The sequence below is a fragment of the Serratia sp. TSO36 genome (assembly GCF_057808395.1).
This window is the reverse complement of sequence record NZ_JBJZOU010000020.1, coordinates 20,469-46,186: the sequence shown is the minus strand read 5'-3', so window position 1 is coordinate 46,186 and position 25,718 is coordinate 20,469. Positions and strand designations below refer to the sequence as shown.

The window sequence follows — 25,718 nt, the reverse complement described above, 5'->3', positions numbered from 1 at the left end:
TGTCGCGCGGCGACGAGAAAAAAGGGGCGCGTTGCGCACCCCAGTTTATCGCGGGTTATCGCGGGATCAGGCGCCTTGCGGCACCGCGTGCGCGGTATTTTTCAATACCGGCCCCCGATACTTCTCGATCTGCAGCTGCGCCATCTGCCCGCAGTTACCCTGCGCCAGGCTGGAAGAGCCGATGTCGAAGGTCAGGCAGTTGACGTTGCCGTTCTTGCACAGCGAGCCAGGCTGCGCCGGATCGGCCGGATCGAACCAGGCGCCTTCGCTGATGCGCACCACGCCCGGCCGCACGTCTTCGCTGACCACCGCGCCCACCAGGATCTGGCCGCGATCGTTGAACGCCCGCACCAGATCGCCGCTGATGATGCCGCGCGGCTGCGCGTCCTGCGGATGGATCAGGATCGCTTCACGATCCGCTACCGCGTATTTCTCGCGCAGCGGCGTGTTGTCGAGCTGAGAGTGCAGCCGGTTGGTCGGGTGCGCGGTATTGAGCGACAGCGGATACTTGGCCGCTTCCGGCCCGCGATACCACTCGTGCGGCGGCATCCAGGTCGGGATGCCGGGGCAATCCTCGTAATGCATTTTGGCGATGGCGTCGGAGTAGATCTCGATCTTGCCCGACGGCGTGCCCAGCGGGTTCAGCAGCGGGTTGTCGCGATAATCGGCAAAGCGCACCCACTGCTTGTTGGCCTCCGGCACCGGGAAGCGCACGTAGTTGTTGGATTGCCAGAACATGTCGAACGGCGGCAGCGCCACCCGGGCGGCGCGGGCCTGGTTCTTCATGTCGTCGTACATGCCTTTCAGCCACTGGGTTTCGTCTTTGCCCTCGGTAAAGGCTTCCTGCACGCCCAGCCTGGCCGCCATCGCCGAGAAGATGTCGAAGTCGCTGCGCGACTCGTGCTGCGGCGGCACGCATTGGTGCATTGGGAACACGTAGAGCTGCGAATAGTCGCCGCCCATTTCCAGATCGTTGCGCTCGTAGCTGGTGGTGGCCGGCAGCACGATGTCGGCATGCTTGGCGGTGGCGGTCCAGTAAGGCTCGTTGACCACGATGGTGTCCGGCCGCTGCCAGGCTTTGACCAGGTTATTGGTGTCCTGATGCTGGTGGAAGGTGTTACCGCCCGCCACATACACCATTTTCACCTCGGGGTAGGTGACCTTGGCGCCGTTGAAGTCGATGGTTTTGCCCGGGTTGCTCAGGCATTCGGCGATGCGCGCCACCGGGATCGGTGCCGGCGAGTTCTTCGGCGCGTTGCCTGCGGAGATGCCGGCGATGATGCCGCCTTTGGCGGTCGGGCTGCCGCCGGAGGAATAGTGGTAGCTGAAGCCGAAGCCGCCGCCCGGCAGGCCGATTTGGCCGAGCATCGCCGCCACCGCCACCAGCAGCCAGTGCTGCTGTTCGCCGTGGTGCTGGCGCTGAATGCCCCAGCCGCCCATGATCATGGTGCGGTGTTTCGCCATCTCGCGCGCCAGTTGGCGCAGCGTGTCGGCATCGACGCCGCTGATGTCGGCCGCCCATTCGGCGGTTTTCGCTACGCCGTCGCTCTCGCCCAGCAGGTAGGCCTGGAACTTGTCGAAGCCGACGGTGTAGGTTTTCAGGAAGTCCGGGTTATGCAGCTTCTCGGTCAGCAGCGTGTGGGCGATGCCGATCAGCATGGCGCCGTCGGTATAAGGGCGCGGGGCGATCCACTGCGCATTGACGAACTTGGCGCTGTCGCTGTGCACCGGATCGATGCTGATCACCCGGGTGCCTTTCTTCTTCAGCGCCTCGAAGCCGGTCTGGCCGACGTGATCCGGCACGTTCCAGCTGTTTTTCAGCGTGACCATCGGGTTGCAGCCCCACAGGATCACCAGCTCGCTGTTCTCAATTACGTTCGGCCAGGCGGTCTGCTGTTCGTAGACCTCCATCGAACCGACCACGTGCGACATGATCACCTGCGCCGCGCCGGTGGAGTAGTCGCCGGCGTAGCCGAGGAAACCGCCGGTCAGGTTCATCAGGCGTTGCAGCAGCGTGCGGCTGTTGTGCAGCATGCCGACGCTTTTCCAGCCGTAGGAACCGGCGTAGATCGACTGCGGCCCGTGATCTTTTTGCAGGCGAGTGATTTCATTGCACACCAGCTCGGTCGCTTTGTCCCAGCTGACGCGCACCCACTCGTCGCGGCCGCGCAGCTCGGTGCGGCTGCCGGGGCCGCCCTCCAGCCAGCTTTTACGCACCATCGGGTATTTGATGCGGTTCTCGGCGTGCACCTGATAAGGCGCCATGGCGATCAGCTCATTGGGGTACGGATCGTCCTGCACCGGCTGCACGCCCACCATCTTGCCGTCTTGCACGATGGCCTCGAACGCGCCCCAGTGGGCGCCGGTCAGAATGCCTTTCTGCGCCTGACGCAAGGCGATGAACTGCGGCAGCGCTTCGCTGATGGCCTGCGCCAGCGCCGCTTTGGGCCATAAGCCCGCCAGCAGAGGGGCGGCGGCCAGCGCGGCGGCTCCGGTCAGGAAGCGGCGGCGGCTCATGGTTAACGGTTGTTGGTTGCTCATTGCGCTTCTCCCTTAAAGCTTGGCCGGTGCGGCAGGTGGCATGTCGCTGGCGTGTTTTTGTACGTATTGCGTCAGCACGCGCAGCTGTTCCTGCGTCAGCGAGGTGCGCGGCGCCATGCCTTTGATGACGCCAATCCATTGGTTGGCGTTGAAGCGATCGAGCGCGGTCAGCCCGTGGCAGCCGGTGCAGTTGGCCGACATCATGTCCGCGGCGTAGCGCCAGATTTTTTGCTGATCGTCAATCAACTGTTTACGCGGCAGCCACACCTGCAAAGAGACCTGATGCCAGACCAGGCCGGTTTCCGCATCGGTCTGGGTGGAGGCGGTCTTCAGCTGTTGGCGTGCGTCTTCACCCAGCAGCACGCTGAGGATGCGTTTGCCCTGCGCGGCGTAGAACACTTCGCTGACGCCGTCCTGCTGCCAGCCGCTCACGGTGGCCAGCACCTTGTCGCCATCCTGCTTCACCACCTGCACTTCGGTGGAAGGCATCAGGTTGCCGGCGTTATGGCTGTCGTCCGCGCTGAGGAAGAACGGTTCGGTGGCGATGGTGTAGAGGGTGGTGGCGTCCGGTGCGGTCAGCGCCGCGGCCTTCGCCAGCTCGGCGGCGCCGGCCTGGGTTTCGCCGCTCATGTCCGGCAGGATGTGGGCCACGCCCTTATGGCAATCGATGCAGGTCTCGCCCTGTTTGATCGCCACCGGGTGCTGCAGGCGCGCCTCAGGGCGCTGGGCGGTGATGTCCATGGCGTCGTAGCTGTGGCAGGAACGGCAGGTGGCTGAGTCGTTCTCTTTTAGCGTCTTCCAGACCGACTGCGCCATCGCCAGCTTGTGCGCTTCGTATTTTTCCGGCGTATCGATGGTGCCGACCATTTCGCCGTAAATGTCTTTCACCGCGCGGATTTTGGTCCACAGGTAATCGATCGGCTGGTGCGGCACGTGGCAGTCGGCGCACTCGGCGCGGATGCCCTTGGTGTTCTGGAAGTGAACGCTGCCCTGATATTCGGCCAGCGGCTGTTGCATGGTGTGGCAGGAAACGCAGAAGGCGGTATCGCTGGTTTTATGGAATACGGTGGCGGTCCCGGCCAACAGCGCCGCGCCGAGGATAATCCCCAGCAGCAAAAGCCATAGCCATCCCCACCGGCGCTTTTTTTCAAAGCCAGTCAGTTTTTTGCTCATGGTAAACCCGCTTATAATTATGAATTTAAAATAAAATCTTGCCAAAAGGCCGCCGACCGGAGGTCAGAATGCCACGTCGATTGCAGGGGTAATATAGAAGAGGGTTAACCCCATAGGGTTATCCGTAGTCAAAAAAAGGGCATATATCGCAAAAAATAGCGTTATATTCTGGTGTATATAGCGATGGGATCGAGCGGCAGGGGAAGCGAACGCAGGACGCGTTCGCGATGGCTCAGGCCGTGGGCAAATAGGGCTGGCCGCTCAGCCATAGCCGGATGGCGGTGCGGCTGGCTTCGAAATGCGGTTCCGGCAGGGCGTTGGGCGCGCACCAGCGCCACTCGGCGCACTTTTCGGGTTCTTTCAACTCGGCGCTGCCGCCGGGGTGATCCACCTGCAGGCAGACAGACACCGTGTGTTTGCCTTCGGCGCGCCAGGTTTGCAGATTGTTGCTGACGCCCACGAAGCGCGGCGGATCGATGAGCAGCCCGGTCTCTTCGGCGATTTCGCGCCGGGCGCACTGCTCGAAGGTTTCACCGGCCTCCAGATGCCCACCGGGGATCGACCAAAAGGGCGCGTGGGAACCGCAGCGCTTGCCCAACAAAATCTCGCCCTGCGGGTTGACGATGATCACCCCGACGCCGGTCACTACGTTCATGCTTTTCTCCGTCAGCAAAGTTTCAGCACAGTATGTCATTTTGCCCCGGCGCTGACCAATGCGCCGGCGAAAGTGTGCGTAAGCTCAAAAATCTGCAATGGCAAAAGGGAGAAAGCTTGCTTTCGCCTTGCGCTGCTCACACACTCCTTGAAACGTTTCAGCGTTATCCGGCCGCTTGTGGCGAGCGGGTAACGCTCCTTTTTCTCAATGAAGCTGAAACGATTCAATTCAGCAGGAGAGGAGAATCATGTTCCAGTTGTCACCGCAAGACATTCATCTGGGCGCCGCTGCCGCCGATAAGCAGGAGGCCATCCGCCAGGTGGCCGCCGCCCTGACCGAAGCCGGCTGCGTCAGCGCCGGTTACGTGGACGGCATGCTGCAGCGCGAACTGCAGACGTCCACCTATCTGGGCAACGGCATCGCCATTCCGCACGGCACCACCGATACCCGCGATCTGGTGCTGAAAACCGGCGTGCAGGTGTTCCAGTTCCCGCAGGGCATCGCCTGGGGCGAAGGCCAGACCGCCTATGTGGCGATCGGCATCGCCGCCCGTTCCGACGAGCATTTGGCGCTGCTGCGCCAGCTTACTCACGTGCTGAGCGATGACGGCGTGGCGGAGCGGCTGGCGAAAACCACCTCCGCGGAAGAGCTGCGCGGCCTGCTGATGGGCGAGCAGCAGAGTGCCGAATTCCAGTTCGACGTTTCGCTGATTGCGCTCGACGTCGCGGCCGACAGCCTGATGACGCTGCAGGCGCTGAACGCCGGCCGGCTGCAAAAGGCCGGCGCGGTCAACGCGCAGTTCGTCAGCGATGCCATTACCCGCAAGCCGCTGAACCTGGGGCAGGGCATCTGGCTGAGCGACAGCGTTGAAGGCAACCTGGCCAGCGCGGCCACTGTCAGCCGCCCGGCGCAGGCTTTCGTGGAAGACGGCGAGCCGGTGGCGCTGCTGCTGACGGTGTCAGTCGCCGACGCGCAGCCGCTGGCGGTGCTCAACTACCTCAGCGACCTGCTGCTGGCCAACAAAGCTGAACGCCTGCTGAAGGCGGATGCCGCCGGGGTGCTGGCGCTGCTGACCAGCGAAGTGGCCGAGGAGAGCAGCGTACTGAGCGCCGAGTTCGTGATCCGCAACGAGCACGGCCTGCACGCACGGCCGGGCACGGCGCTGGTCAACGTGATCAAAAGTTTCAACAGTGACATCACCGTCACCAACCTGGACGGCAGCGGCAAGCCGGCCAACGGGCGCAGCCTGATGAAGGTGGTGGCGCTGGGCGTGAAAAAAGGGCATCACCTGCGCTTTACCGCCAATGGAGAAGATGCTGAAGCCGCGCTGAAGGCGATCGGCGAAGCGATTAATGAAGGACTGGGCGAGGGCGCAGCATGAGCAGAAGAGTAGCAACGATCACCCTGAACCCGGCGTACGATCTGGTGGGGTTTTGCCCGCAGATCGAACGCGGGGAAGTCAACCGGGTAAAAACCGCCGGCCTGCACGCCGCCGGTAAGGGCATCAACGTCGCCAAGGTGTTGAAGGATTTGGGCATCGACGTCACCGTCGGCGGCTTCCTGGGCAAAGACAATCAGGACGGTTTCCAGCTGCTGTTCAGCGATCTGGGGATCGCCAACCGCTTCCAGGTAGTGCCGGGCCGCACCCGCATCAACGTCAAGCTGACGGAAAAAGACGGCGAAGTCACCGATTTCAATTTCTCCGGTTTTGAAGTGACGCCGCAGGACTGGGATCGCTTCGTCAGCGACTCGCTGAGCTGGCTGGGCCAGTTTGACATGGTGGCGGTGAGCGGCAGCCTGCCGGCCGGCGTCGATCCCGATGCCTTTACCGACTGGATGACCCAGCTGCGCGCCAAATGCCCGTGCATCATTTTCGACAGCAGCCGCGAAGCGCTGGTCGCCGGGTTGAAGGCCTCGCCGTGGCTGGTGAAGCCGAACCGCCGCGAGCTGGAGATCTGGGCCGGCCGCCCGCTGCCGGCGCTGGCGGACGTGGTCGAGGCCGCGCATGCGCTGCGCGAGCAGGGCATCGCCCACGTGGTGATCTCCCTCGGCGCTGAAGGCGCGCTGTGGGTTAACGCCTCCGGCGCCTGGATCGCCAAACCGCCGTCCTGTGAGGTGGTCAGCACCGTGGGCGCCGGTGATTCGATGGTCGGCGGCCTGATTTACGGCCTGCTGATGCGCGAATCCAGCGAACACACCTTGCGTCTGGCCACGGCGGTAGCGGCGCTGGCGGTCAGCCAGAGCAACGTCGGCGTGACCGATCGTCCCCAGTTGGCCGCGATGATGGCGCGCGTCGATCTGAAACCTTTCAATCAATAGCAGGAGGCAGAATGAAAACGCTGCTGATGGTAGACAGTTCGCTGGGGCAGGCCCGTGGCCACCTGGCGAAACGCATGCTGGAGGCCGCCGCGGCCAAAACCGGCCTGACGCTGGTCGAGTCGCTGCAGGACGCCGAACTGGTGGCGGTGGCGGGGCAGTCGGCCCCGGCTGACGCCAGGCTGAACGGCAAATTGGTGTATGTGGGCGACGTAGAACAGGCGGTGCGGGAGCCGGACGCTTTTCTGGCGCGCGCCAAGGCCGAAGCTGAAACCTATCAGGCGCCGCAGGCTGCGGCGCCGGTGAAAGCCGGTGGGCAAAAACGCATCGTGGCGATCACCGCTTGCCCAACCGGCGTGGCGCATACCTTTATGGCGGCCGAAGCCATTGAAAGCGAAGCGAAGAAACGCGGCTGGTGGGTGAAGGTGGAAACGCGCGGCTCCGTCGGCGCCGGCAACGCCATCACCCCGGAAGAGGTGGCGGCGGCGGATCTGGTGATCGTCGCGGCGGATATTGAGGTGGACCTGGATAAATTCGCCGGTAAGCCGATGTACCGCACTTCCACCGGCCTGGCGCTGAAGAAAACCGCCCAGGAGCTGGACAAGGCGCTGGCCGAGGCCGAGGTGTTCCAGCCGCAGCAGCGCGGTAGCGCGGCGCCGGCGGGTAAAAAGAAAGAGGGCAACGGCCCGTATCGCCACCTGCTGACAGGCGTGTCCTACATGCTGCCGATGGTGGTGGCCGGCGGCCTGTGCATCGCGCTGTCGTTCGTGTTCGGCATAAAGGCGTTTGAAGTCAAAGGCACGTTGGCGGCGGCGCTGATGCAGATCGGCGGCGGCTCCGCCTTTGCGCTGATGGTGCCGGTATTGGCCGGTTTCATCGCCTTCTCCATCGCGGATCGCCCTGGCCTGACGCCGGGCCTGATCGGCGGCATGCTGGCGGTGAGCACCGGCGCCGGGTTCCTCGGCGGCATCATCGCCGGTTTCCTGGCGGGTTACGTCGCCAAGGCGATCAGCAGCAAGCTGCGCCTGCCGCAGAGTATGGAAGCGCTGAAGCCCATCTTGATCATTCCGCTGGTGGCCAGTCTGATCACCGGTCTTATCATGATTTACGTGGTCGGCACGCCGGTGGCGAAAATCATGGAAGGCCTGACTCATTGGCTGCAATCGTTGGGCACCGCCAACGCCGTGCTGCTGGGGGCGATCCTCGGCGGCATGATGTGTACCGACATGGGCGGCCCGGTGAACAAAGCGGCCTACGCCTTCGGCGTGGCGCTGCTCAGCTCCTCGGTGTATGCGCCGATGGCGGCGATCATGGCGGCGGGCATGGTGCCGCCGCTGGCGATGGGGCTGGCGACGCTGCTGGCGCGCCGCAAGTTCCCGAAATCCGAACAGGAAGGCGGCAAGGCAGCGCTGGTGCTGGGGCTGTGCTTCATCACCGAAGGGGCGATTCCGTTCGCCGCCCGCGACCCGATGCGCGTGCTGCCGTGCTGCATTGCCGGCGGGGCGCTGACCGGCGCGCTGTCGATGGCGTTCGGCGCCAAGTTGATGGCACCGCACGGCGGGCTGTTCGTGCTGCTGATCCCGGGCGCGATTTCGCCGGTGTTGCTGTACCTGGTGGCGATCGCCGCCGGTACGCTGCTGGCGGGCGTGGCTTACGCCCTGCTGAAACGTGCTGAAGTGCCGGCGGCCAGCGTGGCGTAACGGCGTCCAGCCATAAAAAAACCGGAGCCCAGGCTCCGGTTTTGTCGTTTTGGCGCCGTGTTACTGCTGCGCTTTCAGCCAGGCGATCTCTTCCGCCCAGATATCCGGGTTTACCGTTTCCAGAATCAGCGGGATATTGTCGAAGCGCGGATCGCGCATGATGTAGCTGAACACCGTTTTGCCGATGTTGCCTTCCCCCAGGCTGTGGTGGCGGTCGACGCGGCTGTTGAACTCGCTCTTGGCGTCGTTCAGGTGCATGCCGCGCAGGTAGTTGAAGCCGACGATGTCGCCGAGCTGTTTGAAGGTGTGTTCGCAGTCTTCTTCGGTGCGCAGATCGTACCCGGCGGCGAAGGCGTGGCAGGTGTCGATGCAAACGCCGACGCGGCTTTTGTCTTCCACGCCGTCGATGATCGCCGCCAGGTGCTCGAATTTGAAGCCCAGGTTGCTGCCCTGGCCGGCGGTGTTTTCGATCACGGCCGTCACGCCGGCGGTTTTATCCAGCGCGATGTTGATCGATTCGGCGATGCGCGCCAGGCACTTGTCTTCATCGATTTGCAGCAGGTGGCTGCCAGGGTGGAAGTTCAGCAGCGTCAGCCCCAGCTGTTCGCAGCGCTGCAGCTCGTCGATGAACGCCTCGCGCGATTTTTCCAACGCGTCGGCCACCGGGTGGCCCAGGTTGATCAGGTAGCTGTCGTGCGGCAGGATCTGCCCCGGCCCGAAGCCGTACTGGGCGCAGGCGCTCTTGAACTTATCGATCACGTCGGCGGCCAGCGGCGCGGCCTTCCATTGACGCTGATTTTTGGTGAACAGGGCGAACGCGGTCGCCTCCAATTCGTGCGCGCGGATAACCGCCTGATCCACGCCGCCTGACGCGCTGACATGTGCACCGACAAACTTCATCTTCATTCTCCTGTGTTATCGGTGACATTATGGCATTGATGGCGGGCGGAATAAATGCGGCCCGCCGAAGCGAGCCGCAGAAGGGGCAGAAGGGAATGATTAGAGCCAGTGTTGCACCAGTTGGTTTATCGCGCCGCCGCCGACCAGCAGCCAGATAAACAGCAGCGTGGCCAACAGAATCGGTTTCATCCCGGCCTGGCGCACGGCGCTGATGTGGGTGGTCAATCCCAGCGCCGCCATCGCCATCGCCAGCATCCAGGTGTCGGCGGTGATCAGGTGCTGCACCAGCGTGGCCGGCAGCAGGTTGAAGGAGTTCAGCCCGGCGACGGCGATAAACAGCACGGCGAACCACGGAATGGTAATGGCGGATTTTTCCGCCTTGCCTGCGCCGCCGCGGCTGATGTAGCCCGACAGCAGCAGCAGGAACGGCGCCAGCATCATCACGCGGATCATCTTGGCGATCACCGCCGCATTTTCGGCGTCCGGCCCGATGGCGTGCCCGGCGGCGACCACCTGAGCCACTTCGTGGATGGTGGAGCCGGCGTAGATGCCGAAGGTTTCCTGGCTGAACGGCAGCCACTGGAAGTGCTCGTTCAACTGATACAGCCACGGGTAGGCGAAGATCGCCAGGGTGCCGAACACCACCACGGTTGAGACCGCCACCGCCACTTTGCTGGAGTCGGCCTTCAGCACCGGCTCGGTGGCCATCACCGCCGCCGCGCCGCAAATGCTGCTGCCGGCGCCGATCAGCATCGCGGTCTGGCTGTCGATGCCGAACACTTTCTTGCCGAGCCAGCAGGCCAGCAGGAAGGTGGTGGTCAGGGTCAGCGCATCGATGATGATGCCGCTGGCGCCTACGTCGGCGATCTGCTGAAAGGTCAGGCGGAAGCCGTACAGGATAATGCCCAGACGCAGCAGGCGTTGTTTGGCCAGCTGTACGCCGCCGTGACAAACGGTTTGCCAGCGGGGATACAGCGTGTTGCCCACCAGAATGCCGAACAGGATCGCCAGCGTCAGCGCCCCCAGGCCCAGCTCCGCCACCCAGGGAATGTCGCCGGCCCAGACGGCCAGCGCGGTGAGCGCACCGGTCAGCGCCAGCCCCGGCACCAGCCGCGGCAGGCCGAACAGCGGAAAGCGTCGCTCGGGGTAAGTGTGAGTGGTATCAGTCGCCATAAAAGTCAGTCCTTCAGTCTGTTTCTTGCTGCCAAGAGTACGTTTGGGCTGAATAAAAGAGAAATTGATTATATATTTATAACCTATCTGAATAAGTGGTATGGCGTCAGGCATTGGCATACAGCCGCATTGCGGCTAGGGTGAGGAGGAGCGGCGAATCGCCGTCAACTTTCCAACTGAACAGGAGCAGGCGATGGATACCGACGATCAACGCAGAGAGCAGATAGACCGGGAAGTGGGGCGCGCGGTGCGGCGGTTGATTGAAGAAAACAAGGCAATCGACCGCGACCATCTCGTGGCGATGCTGCAATTGATACAGCGGGACGAAGCCGGCGCGCCGCGCGAGGCGGCGCTGGCCGCGGCGGCGCAGCTGATCGCCTTGGGCAAGTAGCGCGCCGAATTGGCCGCAAACGGGGCTGCCTCGCCGGGCTCCCCACAGCATGTTGACATCATTTTGCGGTTCTCTGGCAGAACCCTTTTTCATTACCGGGACGGCTATGCATATCACGTTGCGTCAACTGGAAGTCTTCACCGAAGTGCTGAAAAGCGGTTCGACCACTCAGGCCTCGGTGGTGCTGGCGCTGTCGCAGTCGGCGGTCAGCGCGGCGCTGGCGGATCTGGAGGGGCAGCTGGGCGTGCAGCTGTTCGATCGCGTCGGCAAACGGCTGGTGATCAACGAGCACGGCCGGTTGCTGTATCCCAAGGCGCTGGCGTTGCTGGAGCAGGCGGGGGAGATCGAGCAGCTGTTTCGCCATGACGGCGGGGCGCTGCGCATCGCCGCCAGCAGCACCATCGGCAACTACATGCTGCCGGAGATGATCGCCCGTTACCGCCGGGACTTTCCGGCCACGCCGCTCGAGCTGAACGTCGGCAACAGCCAGGACGTGATCGTGGCGGTGGCGGATTTCCGCGTCGATCTGGGGTTGATCGAAGGGCCTTGCCATATGCCGGAGCTGGTGACTCAGCCGTGGCTGGAGGACGAGCTGGTGGTGTTCGCCGCGCCGGACAACCCGCTGACCCGTCAGCCGCCAACGCTGGAGGCGCTGGCCAATGCCCCTTGGATCCTGCGCGAGCGCGGTTCGGGCACCCGTGAGGTGCTGGATCATCTGCTGTTGGCGCACCTGCCGCATTTCCAGCTGGTGATGGAGCTCGGCAACTCGGAGGCGATCAAGCACGCGGTGCGGCACGGCATCGGCATCAGTTGCCTGTCGCGGCGGGTGGTGGCGGAACAGCTGGCCAGCGGCGCGCTGGTGGAACTGCCGGTGCCGCTGCCGCCGCTGCGGCGCACCCTGTACCTGATCCGCCATCGGCAAAAGCACATTTCCAACGCCTTGCAGCGTTTTCTCAGCTATTGCGCGCTGTAATCGACAGCGCGTCACGCCCTCTGCTGCCGCGCAGGCCGAAGAAAGCATAAAAACCTGCGCGCGCTCACATTAATGAGAGTAAGTAAGGCCATAAGGGCCGCGGCTAATAATTGCCTCTGAATTATGAAGCTATCTTATATCAGTGCAATGTTGCTAGTTCACCGGCGGGTATTTGTTACAATCCGCCCTCATTTTTTCAAAGAGCAGATAGGGTACGAATGGCTCAGCAGGATATAAAAACATCGGGGCAGCAAGCACCCGGATTGCGCCGCGAGCTGAAAGCCCGGCATTTGACCATGATCGCCATCGGCGGCTCCATCGGCACCGGCCTGTTTGTCGCCTCGGGCGCCACGGTTTCTCAGGCTGGCCCCGGCGGGGCGCTGTTGTCTTACGCTCTGATCGGTTTGATGGTGTACTTCCTGATGACCAGCCTGGGCGAACTGGCGGCCTTTATGCCGGTTTCCGGTTCATTCTCCACCTACGGCGCCAAATACGTGGAAGAAGGCTTCGGCTTCGCGCTGGGCTGGAACTACTGGTACAACTGGGCGGTGACCATCGCCGTTGACCTGGTGGCTTCGCAATTGGTGATGAGCTACTGGTTCCCGGACACCCCCGGCTGGATCTGGAGCGCGCTGTTCCTCGGCCTGATGTTCCTGCTGAACTACATTTCGGTGAAAGGGTTCGGCGAGGCGGAATACTGGTTCGCGCTGATCAAGGTCAGCACCGTGATTATCTTCATCGCCGTCGGCGTGCTGATGATCGTCGGCATTCTGAAAGGCGGCGAGCACGCCGGCTGGCAGAACTGGACGATAGGGGACGCGCCGTTCGCCGGCGGCTTCTCGGCGATGATTGGCGTGGCGATGATCGTCGGCTTCTCGTTCCAGGGCACCGAGCTCATCGGCATCGCGGCCGGCGAATCGGAGAACCCGGGTAAAAACATCCCGCGCGCGGTGCGTCAGGTGTTCTGGCGTATTCTGCTGTTCTATATCTTCGCCATTCTGATCATCAGCCTGATCATTCCGTACACCGATCCGAGCCTGCTGCGCAATGACGTGAAAGACATCAGCGTCAGCCCGTTCACCCTGGTGTTCCAGCATGCCGGCCTACTGTCGGCGGCGGCGGTGATGAACGCGGTGATCCTGACGGCGGTGCTGTCCGCCGGTAACTCGGGCATGTACGCCTCTACACGCATGCTGTACACCCTGGCGTCGGAAGGCAAGGCGCCGCGCATCTTCGCCAAGCTGTCGAAAGGCGGCGTGCCGCGCAACGCGCTGTATGCGACCTGCGTGGTGGCCGGGCTGTGCTTCCTGACCTCGATGTTCGGCAACCAGTCGGTTTACCTGTGGCTGCTGAATACCTCGGGCATGACCGGTTTCATCGCCTGGTTGGGCATCGCCATCAGCCACTACCGTTTCCGTCGCGGTTACATGCTGCAGGGGCGCGATCTGAACGACTTGCCATACCGTTCCGGGTTCTTCCCGCTGGGGCCGATCTTCGCCTTCGTGCTGTGCCTGATCATTACCCTGGGCCAGAACTACCAGGCCTTCCTGCAAGACAAGATCGACTGGTACGGCGTGACCGCCACCTACATCGGCATTCCGCTGTTCCTGCTGATTTGGTTCGGTTACAAGCTGTCGCGCGGCACCCGCGTCGTGAAGTACAGCGAAATGGAATTCCCGAAGATGGACGTGAAGTAATCTTCGGTGAGTGACACGCGGCGGGGGCTCCCGCCGCGTGTGGTTTTACTTTTTCCCGCCTTTGGCTTCCGCCAGCGCCTGCTGCGCCGAACTCATCAAATCCTCCACCGTCGCATAATCCTGCGTCAGCGCCAAAATGCCGGCGTTGAGCTGCATGTTCACCTCGCCGAACGCGCCAAAATCGTAGGGCGCTTCCAGCGGCGGCACAATGCGCGCCAGGAACTCGCTTTCCGCGCCATAAGGCAGATCGTGCACCAGAATCAAAAACAGGCCGCCGGTGTAGCGGCAGACGTAGTCGCTGGGGCGGATCAGCGTCTTGAGGCGCTCGCCGACGGTGCGCAGCACGTCGTCGCCGATCTGCACGCCGTGGCTTTGGTAAAGCGCCGCCAGCGGGCCGAATTCAAGAATGAACAGGTGGGAGATCGTCTGCGCCGTTGCGGGGCGGCAGATGTTGCGCATCACCGCCTCGCCGCCCGCGCGGTTGAGGAAGCCGGTCAGGCGATCGCGGTGGGACGCCTGCTGCTTCTCCCACGCCAGCGTGACGTGCTGTACCCGCTGGCGGTGGTAGCGCGCGATCATGCCATGGGCCAGCACCAGCCACAGCGGCGTGAGATCCGCCAGGACGAACAGGTTTTGCACGCGCGACAGCGGCGCCGCCAGCAGGTAGGGCAGCGTCAGCGCGATCACCTCAAGCAGCGCGAAACGCGGCGCGGCGGCATGGCGCTGCATCAGCCAGCAGGCCAGAGCGGTGATCGTCAGACCGGCGAACAGGATCAGCACAAAGCGGCCCGACAGCATCGCCAGCGCGGCGCTGGCGCCGACCAGCAGCATCCACAGCAACACCGTCACCAGCATGGCGTCCGGCCAGGCGGGTTGGCGCCTCTGCGCCAGCCAGGCGCGCCCGGCGGTCAGCAGCAGCAACAGCAGCAGCAGAACGATACCGACCAGCCGCTGGTTCAGCCAGGCGTATCCCACCAACAGCGCCGCCGGCCCCACGGCATTCAGCCAGGGAGTGAGAGGAGAGGGCGTCAGCGTGAGCCGCAGCTGGCGTTTAAACGGCTCGTCATCGGCGTGCAGCGGGCTGTGCAACAGCCAGTTCAGCAGCGCCGGGCGTTTGGGCGTTACCGCCGGAGATGGACTTCTCATTACAGCCTCGTCAATAAGGCCGCTCTTGCGGCGGCCTGAAGTTTTTTGCACGCTCGGTGCTGTGATTTTGGATTCTATGTGGTTTTTTCGTTATTTGTCAGAGTCTGGTCGGATCAGGAATAACTTTCAGAATAATGAACCTGCTGGCCGCAGCGGGGGTAAACGCGATGGATTGAAGAATGGCGTGGAAAAACAATTTATTACATTTCGATAACGCCGTTTTCACCTATTGATATGATTGATAAGTATTATCGTTTGCTTTATTGTTGACGGCTGCGCGCAGGCTGTCGCCGCGCGCTTTCCGGTTTACGGCGGACGCTTTCGCGCCGCTGTCATGATGGTTGTAACAGGTATCTTAACGAATGAGCGTATCCACCGATCCCATGACTGACGCCAAGGGGCAACCCAACGCCGGCGTGATGGGGCGTTATCAGCATATTCTTCGCCATCGCCTGTTGATGATGGGCGTGTTGGCACTGGCGATCCTGGGCTCGCTGCTGCTGGATTTCACCATGGGGCCGTCCGGGCTGTCGCTGTCGTCCTTATGGCAAACGCTGCTTGACCCCGCGGCGGCCGATGCCGGCACGCGGGTGATCGTCTGGGACATCCGCTTGCCTTACGCGCTGATGGCGGTGGTGGTGGGGTTTGCGCTCGGCCTGGCCGGGGCGGAAATGCAGACCATCCTGAATAACCCGCTGGCCAGCCCCTTTACCCTCGGCGTGTCTTCCGCCGCGGCCTTTGGCGCCGCGCTGGCGATCGTGCTCGGCATCGGCATTCCGGGCATTCCCGATCAGTGGTTCATCTCCGCCAACGCCTTTATCTTCGCGCTGTTCGCCGCGCTGATGCTCGACGGCATCACGCGCTGGACGCGGGTCGCCACCTCCGGCGTGGTGCTGTTCGGCATCGCGCTGGTGTTTACCTTCAACGCGCTGGTGTCGATGATGCAGTTCATCGCCAGCGAGGACACGCTGCAGGGGCTGGTGTTCTGGACCATGGGCAGCCTGGCGCGCGCCTCGTGGGACAAGCTGGGCATTCTGTTCGGCGTGTTCGCCGTGCTGCTGCCGCTGTCGATGATGAGCTCGTGGAAACTGACCGCGCTGCGCCTGGGTGAAGACCGGGCGGTGAGCTTCGGCATCGACGTGCGCCGTCTGCGGCTGACCACGCTGCTGCGCATCAGCATCCTTTCGGCGCTGGCGGTGGCGTTCGTCGGGCCGATCGGCTTTATCGGCCTGGTGGCGCCGCACATCGCCCGTATGATCTTCGGCGAAGATCACCGTTTCTATCTGCCGGCCAGCGCGCTGATTGGCGCGCTGGTGCTGTCGATGGCCTCGGTGGCGTCGAAAAATCTGGTGCCTGGCGTGATCATTCCGGTGGGCATCGTCACGTCGCTGGTCGGGGTGCCGTTCTTCCTGAGCATTATTCTGCGCCACCGGGGGAACGTATGAGCCAGGGCCTGCGAATAGAACACTTCTCGGCGGGCTACCCGAAGCGCCAGGTGATCGACGATCTCTCGGTGCCGATGCTGCCGCGCGGGCAAATCACCGTGCTGCTGGGGCCGAACGGCAGCGGCAAATCGACGCTGCTGCGCTCGCTGGCCGGGTTGAACCCGGCGCAGGGCAAGCTGTGGCTGGACGACGGCGATCTGATGCAGATGCCGTTCGCCCGTCGGGCGGAGAAAGTGGTGTATTTGCCGCAGTCGCTGCCCGCCGGGGTGCATCTGCACGTGCTGGAGTCGATCATCGTGGCGCAGCGCGCCTCGGGCGGCCGCAGCAACGCCGGCAGCGAAGCGGAGGTGATGGCTTTGCTGGAACAACTGGGCATCGCCCACCTGGCGCTGAGCTATCTTGATCAGCTGTCCGGCGGCCAGAAACAGCTGGTGGGGTTGGCGCAGTCGCTGATCCGTCAGCCCTCGCTGCTGCTGCTGGATGAGCCGCTGAGCGCGCTCGATCTCAACTATCAATTCCACGTGATGGATTTGGTGCGCCGCGAAACCCGCAAGCGCAACATCGTGACGGTGGTGGTGGTGCACGACATCAACATCGCGCTGCGCCACGGCGACCACGTGCTGATGCTGCAGGATGGCGATCTGATCGCCGACGGCGCGCCGGAGCAGGTGATTACGCCGCAGAGCCTGGCGCGGGTCTACGGCGTGCGCGGGCGCATCGAGCGCTGCTCGCAGGGCACGCCGCAGGTGCTGATAGACGGTCTGGTGAACCAGCCGACGATTTAATCCAAGAAAAAGCCCGGCATCGCCGGGCTTTCTTTATCGTGCTGCGTGGTTCAGCGCCTCGCTCACGCGTTCGACGACGTGCTGGGCGGTGACGATGCCGCCGGACAGATACACCTCGGCCGCCGGCAGGTAAACCACCTGGCCTTTTTTCACCGCCGTGGTTTTCTTCAGCGCGGTGCCGGTGAGGATCTTCTGCGGCGCCACCGCGTTCGGCCGCCCGGTCGCGGCGTCTCTGTCGATGACGAACAGCCAGTCCGGATTCAGTTTGGCCACCTGCTCAGGCGTCAGCTTGTTGCCGCGCACGTCTTTTTCGTCGGACTGCAGCGCAGACGCGAAGCCGAGGGCGTCATAGACGAAGCTGAAACGGCTCTTGGGGGCGTAGGCGCTGATCTTGCCGCCGGAGAACAGCACCACCAGCCCGCGCCCGGCCTGAGCGGCCTGCGGTTTGACCGCCGCGATCTGCGCATCCAGCTTATCGACCGCCGCCTGTGCCTGTTGCTGCTTATCGAACAGCTCGCCCAGCTGCAGCGTGCGCTGTTTCAGGCTGCCCAGCTGATCCTGCGAATCGACGGACATGTTCAGTGTCGGCGCCAGCGTGTTCAGCTCGTCATAGGCTTTGGACGCCCGGCCGGCAATCAGGATCAGATCCGGCTTGGCGGCGCGCAGCACGGCCATATCCGGCTCGAACAGGGTGCCGGCATTGAGGTATTTGTCGTCCTGAAAGCGCTTCAGGCTATCCGGCAAGTTTTTGCGGTTGCCGGGCAGCGCCAGCGGCTCGACGCCCAGCAGCTGCAGCGTTTCCAGCGAGGCGTAATCCAGCACCACGATGCGCTGCGGGTGCTTGTTTACCTCGGTGCTGCCGTTCAGGTGCTGGACGTTGACGGTGGCCGGGGTTGCGGCTACCGGCGTAGCAGTTTTGCTGTGGCAACCCGCCAGCGCCATCGCGGCCAGCACGGCGATCATCAGGGGGGAGCGGCGTAATCTCATGGAGCTTCCTCACGGTGATGGAATGAAAAGGGCGCGCAGCGCGCGCCCAGGGGCATCAGAAGTTGTAGGTCATGCCGACGGTGTAACGGCGGCCGTCCAGCGTGGTGTTGTAGTGGTCGTAATCCACTGTTTTGTCGAGGATGTTGTAGACCCCGCCGGTCAGCTGCAGGTTTTTCGCCGCCTGGTAGCTCAGGCCCGCATCGACGAAGGTGTAGGACGGCGTGCTCTTGGCCATTGAGGTACGGCTCAGATACTCAGACGTTTTGCTGCGGAAATTGACGCGCGACCACAGGCTGAGGTCCTGCGTGGCGCGCCAATCCAGCACGGTGTTAACCATGTGCTTCGGCATCTGGTTGAGCGCCTTGCCCTGGAACTCGCCGCTCTTCTGTTCGGAAGAGGTATAGGTGTAGTTGGTGTTCCACTTCCAGTCTTTGTTGATCTGCCAGCCGAAGGTGGCTTCCACGCCGCGCATGTTGGCTTTGTCGACGTTGACGCGATCGCTGATAAAGTCGTAGGACGTGCCGCCGATGGTGCAATCCGGCGTGTCTTCGCAGCGGCGTACTTCGGTGATCTTGTTCTTGAAGTCGGTGTTGAAGACGGTCACGCCGGCGTTGATGCCTTTCAGGCTATCCCACATCAGGCCGATCTCTTCGCTCAGGCTCTTCTCCGGCTGCAGATCCGGGTTGCCGACGATGATGCCTTTACGCACGCCGCCGCCGGTGACCTGGCCCCAGTTAGGAGAGGATTGGCGCAGGTCAGGCGATTTGTAACCGGCGGAGACGCCGCCTTTCAGCGTCCACTGTTCGGTCAGGTGCCAGACGCCATACATGCGCGGCGTCCAGTGGCTGCCGAAGTTTTCGTCCTGATCCATGCGGATGCCGGTTGTCAGACTGAAGTCGTTGGTCAGCGCCCATTCGTCTTCAGCGAACAATGCCCAGCTCCAGCGCGTCAGCTTGCTGAGACCTTGAGCCGATTCAAGCTGGTTACCGCCGTCGCCCAGTTTTTCATAGCGGTATTGGCCGCCGAGGTTCAGCATGTGGGAACCCAGTTCGAACTGGTTCTGGGTGTTGAAGATGGTGTTGTACATCTTCATGTTACGGCCTGGGTTATTGGTCTCTTCCCGCTGCACGTAGCTGGTGGAGTTGCCGAAGTCATAATAGCCGTTGTGGGTCAGCGCGTAGTTGGTGCGCGTATACAGGCTTTCGCTGCGGGACGTCGGCGAGCATTTACCTTTGCTGCAGCGCTCCGCCACCACCGATTTGCCCGGCGTGCTGTTGCGATCTTGCAGCGAACGGCCGATTTCGAAGTCGAATTCGTTTTTCTCGTCCGGCGTCAGGGTGAACACCGCGGTGCCGCTGCGCATGCGCTGTTCGTTGTAACCGTTGGCGATTTTATCTTCCGCGCGGCGCGACAGCAGGCCGTTGACCCGCAGGCCGAGCAGCCCTTCAACCAGCGGGCCGGAGGCGTAGGCGTTGGTCTGGAACAGATCGCCGGAATCGCGGTTTTCCTGAAGGGTGGCGTCGCCGTGCAGCGAGCCTTTCCACTCGGTGCGGGAGGTCTTGCGAGTGATGACGTTGATCACGCCGCCCATGGCGTCGGAGCCGTACAGCGAAGACATCGGCCCGCGCACCACTTCGATGCGCTCGATGGCTTCCATCGGCGGCAGCCAGCCCTGTTCGATGCCGGCGTTGTCGCTGTTCGGACGGGTGCCGCGGGTGTCGACGCGCTTGCCGTCCACCAGGATCAGGGTGTACTTGGAGGACATGCCGCGGATGCTGATGTCACTGCTGCTGGCGCCGCCGGTGATCACCACGCCCGGCACGTCTTTCAGCGCGTCGGTCACGTCGCGATAGGCCTTGTCTTCAATTTGCTGGCGCGGGATCACCGAGATGGAAGCGGCGGAGTCCTGAATTTTTTGCTGGAAGCCGGAGGCGGTGACGACCATGGTGTCCTGGGTGTCGTCCTGCGGCGCGGCCAGCGCGGCGGTGGCGCTGAGTGAGGCGATCACCAGAGCGGCGAGCTTGCTGTAACGTGGCGTTTCCATGAGGTAAACCTTTCCTGGATTGAAGTGAAAGTAATTAACCAATTGAATTTCTAATGAAATTATTCATCGTTCGCTGAGAAATACTTCGCTTCGTCAGCGTTGCGTGAGGGTATTGTAAGGATTTTTTACTGAATGTAAACGCTAATGATAATTCATATCATTTGTATGCTTGTTCTGCTGACGGGAAAGGGTAACCGGATGAATTAAAGGGAAAAGCGGCGCAGCGGGCGTGCGCCGGGGAGGATCAGCGTTTTTGGATGTAGGTGATGGCCAGCGCCAGCGCCAGCACCAGGCCTTTGATAATGTCCATGGCGTAGTAGGGCACCGACAGCATCACCAGCCCGTTTTGCAGCACGCCGAGGATCACCGCGCCGATCAGAGTGCCGAGCGCATTGGGTTTGCCGGCCCCGGCCAGCGAGAAGCCGATATAGGCCGCCGCCACCGCGTCCATCAGATAGCCGCCGCCGGCGTTGACCTGCGAAGAGCCGATACGTGACGCCAGCAAGATGCCGCCAAGCGCCGCCAGCCAAGAGGAAATGACATAAGCGGCAACCCTGTAACGCACGGTGCGGATGCCCGAAAGGCGCGCCGCCTCGGGGTTGCCGCCGATGGCATACATGCGGCGGCCATGCTTGGTCAACGACAGGAACAGCTGCACCGCGACGGTGACCGCCAGCATGATTAGCACGATCACCGGCACCTGGCCGAGGGCGGAAAATACCTCCGGGATCAGGCCTTCCGCCATGTCGCCATTCGGCAGCACCATGTTTTGGGTGATGGATCCGCCGTAGCTGTAGGTCATCGCCACGCCCTGGATCACGAACAGGCTGGCCAGCGTCGCCAGCATATCGGGAATTCTGAACACCACGATCAGTAGGGCGTTGAACAGGCCGACCAGCGTGCACAGCAGCAGCGTCACCACGATGGCGCCGGTGGTGCCGAACCCGTGCCAGACGAACAGCGAAATTACCAGCGCGTTGGCCAGCGAGGCGGTCGAGCCGACCGACAGATCGAAACCGCCGACCGACAGCGAGATAGAGACGCCGATGGCGATCACCGTCACGATGGCGATCGAACGCAGGATATTGATGATGTTGTTGGCATCGAGGAAGTTGTCCGACGCCAGGCCGAACAGGGCGATCAGCGCCGCCACGGTCAGCAGCATGCCCCATTTGTAGAGGAAATCGAACAGCTGTTGGCGCCAGGGCAGCGCAGGCCGCAGGGCTAATTCTTTACTCACGCAGGGGTTCCTCCGGTGGAATAGAGCAATAAGGTTTCTTCGTCGATGTCGGCGGCGTTCAACTCCGCCACGATGCGGCCGTCCCACAGCACGCAGATGCGATCGCACAGGCCAACCAGTTCGGCGAACTCGCCGGAGGCGTAAACCACGCCCTTGCCGGCGCGCGCCAGGCCGTCGATCAGGCCAAACAGCTCTTGCTTGGCCTTGATGTCCACGCCCTTGGTCGGTTCATCGAAGATCAGCACCTCGGCGTCGCCGCGCAGCCATTTGCCGATCGCCACTTTTTGTTGATTGCCGCCGGACAGGCGCGCCAGCCGCTGTTGCGGGCCCGAGGCGCGAATGTTCAGGCGTTGCATGATCTCGCGCGCCCAGCGCAGCTCTTGTCGCCGGCTGAACAGGCTCCAGCGCGAGAAGCTGTCGTCGGCGCTGACGCTCAGGTTCATCGGGATCGCCTCATCGATGAAAATGCCTTCTTTGCGGCGTTCCTCCGGTACCAGCGCCAATCCTTGTTCGACCGAGAGGTGCGGCGCGCGCGGCGCCCAGGGCTGCCCGCGCAGTTCGCCGCGCTCGAGCTGCACGGTGCTGGCGCCGAACAGCGCTTTGCACAGCTCGGTTTTGCCGGCTCCCGCCAGCCCGGCGATGCCGAGAATTTCGCCCTCATGCAGCCGCAGCGAAACGTCGCGCAGCTTGTGGCGATCGCGCAAGCCTTGCACCTGCAGCAGCGTTCGCTCGGCGTGCGGCGGGCGCGGCGGCGGGAAAATATCGTCCAGCCGATGGCCGAGCATCTTCTCGACGATCTGTTCGCCGCTCAGCCCGCGCATGGCGTCCTCGCTGACGCGCCGGCCGTCGCGCAGCACCGTCAGCCGATCGCAAATGTCGCTCAGTTCGTGGATGCGGTGGGAAATAAATACGATGCCGATGCCTTCGGATTGCAGGCGGCGCACCACGTTAAACAGGCGCTCGCTCTCGGTGCGATCGAGCGGCGCGGTCGGTTCGTCGAGCACCAGAAAACGGCAGCGGTGCGACAGCGCGCGCGCCAGCAGCACCTGCTGTTTTTCCGCCAGCGTGCAGTCCGCCAGCCGCCTGCGCGGGTTGAGCGGCAGCGCCCATTGCTGCAGCAGCTGCGCGGCGCGGCGGTGCAGCTCCGTCCAGTTCAGCCAGTGGCCCGGTTCGTTCAGCCAGTCCAGCATGATGTTTTCCGCCACCGACAGCGTGGGGATCAGCGCGACGTCGACCTCTTGCTGCACCACGTGAATACCGTGGCGGCGCGCCTGCAGCGGGGAGTGGATCGTCACCGCCTGGCCGTCGATCAGGATCTCGCCGCGATAATGATCGTGGGCGCCGGAAAGGATCGCCATCAGCGTCGACTTGCCCGCGCCGTTGGCGCCGACCAGCGCGTGGATTGAGCCGCCCTGCAGCGTGAAGTCCACGTCCTGCAGTGCATTGAAGCCGGCGAAGGCGATCGAGATATTGCGCATCTCGAGGCGCGAAGGCGGTGCGGTTGACATAGGGTATTAAGGCCGTTTAGATGTTTAGATGGCTGTTATGCTCTGTTGTAACACAGATTACGCCGTTGGCAACCAACAAAATGGCATAACGGCGGTGGAAAACGCGTTGGCGGGTAGGGGCGCAGCCTGCGTCAGGCTACGCCGGAGCGATAAGCGGTCAGAAGGTGGTGGGGGTGTGTGCGCTGACGATGCGGCAGATGCGCGCCGAGGTATTGCTGAAGCTGTGCGGAATGCCGGTGTTGATGGCGTAACTTTGTCCGGCGGTCAGGCAGTAGCTCTGGCCGTTGATGGTCAGCACGATCTCGCCCTCCAGCAGGGTGCCGATCTCTTCGCCCTGGTGCTTGATCTTTTCACCGGTGGTGGTGCCGGGCTGGTAGGTTTCCAGCATCATCGCCAGGTTACGCGTCGGGCTGCCGTTGTGCACCAGCTTCATCGACACCCCCTGGCTGCCGATCTCAATTAGATCCTCGGCGTCGATCACTACGCGCGGCTCGTCGACGGCTTCCGGTTCGGCAAAGAATTCAGACAGCGACAGGCCATACACCTTCAGCAGCTTTTGCAGCGTGCTGATGGCCGGGCTGACCTTGTCCTGTTCGATGGTGCTGATCGCACTGTGGGTTAACCCGGACAGTTCGGCGACCCGGCGCTGCGACAAACCCAATTGCTGACGGATCTGCGACAGGCGTTTGCCCGGTGCCAAGCTGGCTTCGCTCATAGCGGTACTTCCTTCTGGTAGGGGCGACAGGCAGACATGAATATCGCTATCGGGCGCCTGTCTGGGCGATAACGATGTTGCATGATATCGGTAGTTAGGGCAGGTTTGGAAAATATATTGCCCATGTTCACTCTCGGTGCGTTGGACGAAATAGTTGACGTAAAAATGGCGGCAAGGCCTTTTCGGTCAATATTTTATCAATTTAGCAGCCGGCGGCGAATAATCAAACAGGATTGTAACATTTGCAAACCTATTCTGTTAAGACTATGTTTCATGGTGTGGATGTTATTTTGAGCGCCCGGCAGCGGCGCAGCCTGGCGAGAAATCCAATCATGTGTTGAATCGAACGGCGGACGGGCGCCAACGCGCCTTAAGAGCATAATGGCGGGTGACGTATGCAAACCAATAGCGCAGCAGTTGAACATTTTGCACAGCATCATGAAGAGAGGCGAAGTAGCGCGTTCCAAAATGAGGTTGCTCATTATTTGGAACGCCATCCCGCCACGCAGTATGTCGATATCCTTCTCACCGATCTCAATGGTTCCTTCCGCGGCAAACGCATACCCGTCTCAGGGTTGAAAAAACTGGAAAAAGGCAGCTACTTCCCCGCGTCGGTGTTCGCCATGGACATCCTCGGCAACGTGGTGGAGGAGACCGGCCTTGGGCAAGAGCTCGGCGAGCCGGACCGCATTTGCCTGCCGGTACCCGGCTCGCTGACGCCGTCGGCCGCCGATCCGCAGCATATCGGCCAGGTGCTGCTGACCATGCTGGATGAAGATGGCACTCCCTTTGACGTTGAACCCCGCAATGTGTTGAACCGCGTGTGGCAGGCGCTGCGACAGCGCGGCTTGTTCCCGGTGGCAGCGGTAGAGCTGGAGTTTTATCTCATCGATCGGCAGCGCGACGCGGAGGGCGATCTGCAGCCGCCGTGCGCGCCCGGCACCCAGGAGCGCAACACCCAAAGCCAGGTGTACTCCGTCGATAACCTGAACCATTTCGCCGAGGTGCTGAACGACATCGACGCGCTGGCGAAGCTGCAGGGGCTGCCGGCGGACGGCGCGGTGGCGGAGGCGTCGCCGGGGCAGTTCGAGGTCAACCTGCGTCATACCGACGATATCTTGCTGGCCTGCGACCACGCGCTGGCGCTGAAACGGCTGGTGCGGCTGGTGGCCGAGAACCACGACATGCACGCCACCTTTATGGCCAAGCCCTACGAGGATCATGCCGGCAGCGGCATGCACGTGCATGTCAGCATGCAGGACGGCGCGGGCAACAACCTGTTCGCCGACGACGAAGGCGAGGATTCGCCACTGCTGAAACAGGCGCTGGCCGGGATGATCACCCTGATGCCGGCGTCGATGGCGCTGCTGGCGCCGAACGTCAACGCCTACCGGCGTTTCCAGCCTGGGATGTATGTGCCGATCCAGGCCGCCTGGGGCCACAACAACCGCACCGTGGCGCTGCGCATTCCCTGCGGCGAACCGGAGAACCATCGGGTGGAGTATCGCGTGGCCGGCGCCGACGCCAATCCATATCTGGTGATGGCGGCGATCCTGGCCGGCATGCTGTACGGGCTGGACAACGCGCTGCCGCTGCCTGAGCCGGTGACCGGCAACGGGCTGGAGCAGGAGGGGCTGCCGCTGCCGATCCGCCAGAGCGACGCGCTGTACGAGTTTGAGCATCAGCACGCGCTGACCCACTATCTGGGCGAGCGTTTCACCCAGGTTTATCACGCCTGCAAGACCGACGAACTGCTGCAGTTCGAGCGGCGAGTGACGGAAACCGAGATTGACTGGATGTTGAAAAATGCCTGAATGGGCGTATAAAGTAAGAGGTATGTGCGGCCGACCGGCCTGCCGGTAGTGGATTAATTCGCCTGCCGGGCCGGTTTTCCGCTCGATCGACAAAAAGAATTTGTATTTGAGGGCTTCCGGATCTTGTCATCCGGAGGCATTCTGGTGCAAAATATCTCAAATGCAGATAGCCGACGTTTTAACGCGTCGGTTATTTTTTTTGCATTAAGTTTTACCAACGTAGCGTTTCATACACCAAGCGAGGCCGGACACCGATCCGGATAGATAAATAGTTTCGTGCACGATCAAACAAAACTTTATGGTCGTGACTCATGAGGATTAGAAAGATGGGGCAATTTTTCACTTTAGCACCGGTGCCCGCCGGTTTCCGCTGTGGCCGCAGCGACTATGGAGCAGCCGAGGTTACCTCGACCCGTTATCCAGCTTACAATCCCCTTCTTTTAGAATTAAGTCGCTCGTTGCGAAGTTTCCCCGCAACCTTAAGTCTTGGCGTGTCCGCCATCCGCAAGGCTCAA

At 62.4% G+C, this 25,718-nt stretch carries 21 protein-coding genes; 9 read left to right on the top strand and 12 right to left on the bottom strand.

Annotated features, from left to right (window positions below):
• Positions 1-66 precede the first annotated feature (66 nt).
• From torA to ACK3CV_RS17060, 3 genes are all read right to left on the bottom strand, one after another.
• The gene (gene torA, locus ACK3CV_RS17070) at positions 67-2,541 is read right to left on the bottom strand and encodes a trimethylamine-N-oxide reductase TorA (protein WP_164039947.1); all 2,475 of its coding nucleotides are present in this window, start codon (positions 2,539-2,541) and stop codon (positions 67-69) included.
• A gap of 12 nt (positions 2,542-2,553) precedes the next feature.
• A complete protein-coding gene (locus ACK3CV_RS17065) occupies positions 2,554-3,714 on the bottom strand; it encodes a NapC/NirT family cytochrome c (RefSeq protein WP_033648001.1) in 1,161 nt (386 codons plus the stop codon).
• Positions 3,715-3,946: 232 nt separating this feature from the next.
• Positions 3,947-4,369, bottom strand: coding sequence for a nucleotide triphosphate diphosphatase NUDT15 (locus tag ACK3CV_RS17060; protein WP_164141604.1), 423 nt, complete (start codon positions 4,367-4,369; stop codon positions 3,947-3,949).
• A gap of 247 nt (positions 4,370-4,616) precedes the next feature.
• On the opposite strand from ACK3CV_RS17060, the gene fruB reads away from it, so the two are divergent.
• Genes fruB through fruA form a run of 3 tightly spaced genes read left to right on the top strand, consistent with a single transcriptional unit; the run spans position 4,617 to position 8,385 of the window.
• Entirely contained in the window at positions 4,617-5,750 is a 1,134-nt protein-coding gene (gene fruB / locus ACK3CV_RS17055) for a fused PTS fructose transporter subunit IIA/HPr protein (RefSeq protein WP_033635264.1), read from the top strand.
• Positions 5,747-6,688 (top strand): 1-phosphofructokinase, encoded by a 942-nt coding sequence (gene fruK / locus ACK3CV_RS17050; protein WP_004935702.1) that lies wholly within the window; start codon positions 5,747-5,749, stop codon positions 6,686-6,688. The genes fruB and fruK overlap by 4 nt, the downstream gene beginning before the upstream one ends.
• Before the next feature lie 11 nt (positions 6,689-6,699).
• The gene (gene fruA / locus ACK3CV_RS17045; protein ID WP_164141606.1) at positions 6,700-8,385 is read left to right on the top strand and encodes a PTS fructose transporter subunit IIBC; all 1,686 of its coding nucleotides are present in this window, start codon (positions 6,700-6,702) and stop codon (positions 8,383-8,385) included.
• Positions 8,386-8,445: 60 nt separating this feature from the next.
• On the opposite strand, the gene nfo is transcribed toward fruA, so the two are convergent.
• Positions 8,446-9,285, bottom strand: coding sequence for a deoxyribonuclease IV (gene nfo / locus ACK3CV_RS17040; protein WP_033635262.1), 840 nt, complete (start codon positions 9,283-9,285; stop codon positions 8,446-8,448).
• 99 nt (positions 9,286-9,384) lie between these two features.
• On the bottom strand, positions 9,385-10,458 hold the full coding sequence (locus ACK3CV_RS17035; protein ID WP_033635261.1) for a YeiH family putative sulfate export transporter: 1,074 nt from the start codon (positions 10,456-10,458) through the stop codon (positions 9,385-9,387).
• Between the two features lie 193 nt (positions 10,459-10,651).
• On the opposite strand from ACK3CV_RS17035, the gene ACK3CV_RS17030 reads away from it, so the two are divergent.
• The 3 genes from ACK3CV_RS17030 to ACK3CV_RS17020 all read left to right on the top strand — a co-directional run bounded on the left by ACK3CV_RS17030 (position 10,652) and on the right by ACK3CV_RS17020 (position 13,519).
• Positions 10,652-10,849, top strand: coding sequence for a hypothetical protein (locus ACK3CV_RS17030; protein ID WP_033635260.1), 198 nt, complete (start codon positions 10,652-10,654; stop codon positions 10,847-10,849).
• 106 nt (positions 10,850-10,955) lie between these two features.
• Positions 10,956-11,822 carry a DNA-binding transcriptional regulator YeiE gene (yieE, locus tag ACK3CV_RS17025; RefSeq protein WP_016926991.1) on the top strand — a complete coding sequence of 289 codons (867 nt, stop codon included), beginning with the start codon at positions 10,956-10,958 and terminating at the stop codon, positions 11,820-11,822.
• 218 nt (positions 11,823-12,040) lie between these two features.
• The gene (locus tag ACK3CV_RS17020) at positions 12,041-13,519 is read left to right on the top strand and encodes an amino acid permease (protein WP_033635259.1); all 1,479 of its coding nucleotides are present in this window, start codon (positions 12,041-12,043) and stop codon (positions 13,517-13,519) included.
• A 45-nt stretch (positions 13,520-13,564) separates the two neighbouring features.
• On the opposite strand, the gene ACK3CV_RS17015 is transcribed toward ACK3CV_RS17020, so the two are convergent.
• On the bottom strand, positions 13,565-14,665 hold the full coding sequence (locus ACK3CV_RS17015) for a GGDEF domain-containing protein (protein WP_086580188.1): 1,101 nt from the start codon (positions 14,663-14,665) through the stop codon (positions 13,565-13,567).
• A 362-nt stretch (positions 14,666-15,027) separates the two neighbouring features.
• Between ACK3CV_RS17015 and ACK3CV_RS17010 the strand changes: the two genes are divergently transcribed.
• The gene (locus ACK3CV_RS17010; protein WP_031300718.1) at positions 15,028-16,110 is read left to right on the top strand and encodes a FecCD family ABC transporter permease; all 1,083 of its coding nucleotides are present in this window, start codon (positions 15,028-15,030) and stop codon (positions 16,108-16,110) included.
• Positions 16,107-16,895: an ABC transporter ATP-binding protein gene (locus tag ACK3CV_RS17005; protein ID WP_033635257.1), complete on the top strand. Its 789-nt coding sequence runs from the start codon at positions 16,107-16,109 to the stop codon at positions 16,893-16,895. Before ACK3CV_RS17010 ends, ACK3CV_RS17005 begins: the two co-directional genes overlap by 4 nt.
• Before the next feature lie 33 nt (positions 16,896-16,928).
• On the opposite strand, the gene ACK3CV_RS17000 is transcribed toward ACK3CV_RS17005, so the two are convergent.
• The 6 genes from ACK3CV_RS17000 to ACK3CV_RS16975 form a co-directional block, all read right to left on the bottom strand.
• Positions 16,929-17,882, bottom strand: coding sequence for a siderophore ABC transporter substrate-binding protein (locus ACK3CV_RS17000; RefSeq protein WP_164141608.1), 954 nt, complete (start codon positions 17,880-17,882; stop codon positions 16,929-16,931).
• A 55-nt stretch (positions 17,883-17,937) separates the two neighbouring features.
• Entirely contained in the window at positions 17,938-19,926 is a 1,989-nt protein-coding gene (locus ACK3CV_RS16995; RefSeq protein ID WP_164141610.1) for a ligand-gated channel protein, read from the bottom strand.
• A gap of 244 nt (positions 19,927-20,170) precedes the next feature.
• A complete protein-coding gene (locus tag ACK3CV_RS16990) occupies positions 20,171-21,166 on the bottom strand; it encodes an ABC transporter permease (protein WP_033648150.1) in 996 nt (331 codons plus the stop codon).
• Complete coding sequence (locus ACK3CV_RS16985) at positions 21,163-22,674, bottom strand: sugar ABC transporter ATP-binding protein (RefSeq protein ID WP_164141612.1); 1,512 nt, start codon at positions 22,672-22,674, stop codon at positions 21,163-21,165. Before ACK3CV_RS16985 ends, ACK3CV_RS16990 begins: the two co-directional genes overlap by 4 nt.
• Before the next feature lie 157 nt (positions 22,675-22,831).
• The gene (gene puuR, locus ACK3CV_RS16980) at positions 22,832-23,389 is read right to left on the bottom strand and encodes an HTH-type transcriptional regulator PuuR (RefSeq protein WP_016927000.1); all 558 of its coding nucleotides are present in this window, start codon (positions 23,387-23,389) and stop codon (positions 22,832-22,834) included.
• Positions 23,390-23,586: 197 nt separating this feature from the next.
• A complete protein-coding gene (locus ACK3CV_RS16975; protein ID WP_162057002.1) occupies positions 23,587-23,871 on the bottom strand; it encodes a hypothetical protein in 285 nt (94 codons plus the stop codon).
• Between ACK3CV_RS16975 and ACK3CV_RS16970 the strand changes: the two genes are divergently transcribed.
• A complete protein-coding gene (locus tag ACK3CV_RS16970; RefSeq protein WP_060421866.1) occupies positions 23,785-25,203 on the top strand; it encodes a glutamine synthetase family protein in 1,419 nt (472 codons plus the stop codon). The genes ACK3CV_RS16975 and ACK3CV_RS16970 overlap by 87 nt on opposite strands.
• The last annotated feature ends 515 nt before the right edge of the window (positions 25,204-25,718 follow it).

Excerpts from the sequence above, each read along its gene's own strand:
- yieE (WP_016926991.1), top strand. The coding sequence starts at position 10,956 with ATGCATATCACGTTGCGTCAACTGGAAGTCTTCACCGAAGTGCTGAAA.
- ACK3CV_RS17020 (WP_033635259.1), top strand. The coding sequence starts at position 12,041 with ATGGCTCAGCAGGATATAAAAACATCGGGGCAGCAAGCACCCGGATTG.
- ACK3CV_RS16975 (WP_162057002.1), bottom strand. The coding sequence starts at position 23,871 with ATGAGCAACCTCATTTTGGAACGCGCTACTTCGCCTCTCTTCATGATG.
- puuR (WP_016927000.1), bottom strand. The coding sequence starts at position 23,389 with ATGAGCGAAGCCAGCTTGGCACCGGGCAAACGCCTGTCGCAGATCCGT.
- torA (WP_164039947.1), bottom strand. The coding sequence starts at position 2,541 with ATGAGCAACCAACAACCGTTAACCATGAGCCGCCGCCGCTTCCTGACC.
- ACK3CV_RS17000 (WP_164141608.1), bottom strand. The coding sequence starts at position 17,882 with ATGAGATTACGCCGCTCCCCCCTGATGATCGCCGTGCTGGCCGCGATG.
- ACK3CV_RS16970 (WP_060421866.1), top strand. The coding sequence starts at position 23,785 with ATGCAAACCAATAGCGCAGCAGTTGAACATTTTGCACAGCATCATGAA.
- ACK3CV_RS17005 (WP_033635257.1), top strand. The coding sequence starts at position 16,107 with ATGAGCCAGGGCCTGCGAATAGAACACTTCTCGGCGGGCTACCCGAAG.
- ACK3CV_RS17015 (WP_086580188.1), bottom strand. The coding sequence starts at position 14,665 with ATGAGAAGTCCATCTCCGGCGGTAACGCCCAAACGCCCGGCGCTGCTG.
- ACK3CV_RS17010 (WP_031300718.1), top strand. The coding sequence starts at position 15,028 with ATGAGCGTATCCACCGATCCCATGACTGACGCCAAGGGGCAACCCAAC.
- ACK3CV_RS16995 (WP_164141610.1), bottom strand. The coding sequence starts at position 19,926 with ATGGAAACGCCACGTTACAGCAAGCTCGCCGCTCTGGTGATCGCCTCA.
- fruK (WP_004935702.1), top strand. The coding sequence starts at position 5,747 with ATGAGCAGAAGAGTAGCAACGATCACCCTGAACCCGGCGTACGATCTG.
- ACK3CV_RS17030 (WP_033635260.1), top strand. The coding sequence starts at position 10,652 with ATGGATACCGACGATCAACGCAGAGAGCAGATAGACCGGGAAGTGGGG.
- ACK3CV_RS16985 (WP_164141612.1), bottom strand. The coding sequence starts at position 22,674 with ATGTCAACCGCACCGCCTTCGCGCCTCGAGATGCGCAATATCTCGATC.
- fruB (WP_033635264.1), top strand. The coding sequence starts at position 4,617 with ATGTTCCAGTTGTCACCGCAAGACATTCATCTGGGCGCCGCTGCCGCC.
- nfo (WP_033635262.1), bottom strand. The coding sequence starts at position 9,285 with ATGAAGTTTGTCGGTGCACATGTCAGCGCGTCAGGCGGCGTGGATCAG.
- ACK3CV_RS17065 (WP_033648001.1), bottom strand. The coding sequence starts at position 3,714 with ATGAGCAAAAAACTGACTGGCTTTGAAAAAAAGCGCCGGTGGGGATGG.
- ACK3CV_RS17035 (WP_033635261.1), bottom strand. The coding sequence starts at position 10,458 with ATGGCGACTGATACCACTCACACTTACCCCGAGCGACGCTTTCCGCTG.
- fruA (WP_164141606.1), top strand. The coding sequence starts at position 6,700 with ATGAAAACGCTGCTGATGGTAGACAGTTCGCTGGGGCAGGCCCGTGGC.
- ACK3CV_RS17060 (WP_164141604.1), bottom strand. The coding sequence starts at position 4,369 with ATGAACGTAGTGACCGGCGTCGGGGTGATCATCGTCAACCCGCAGGGC.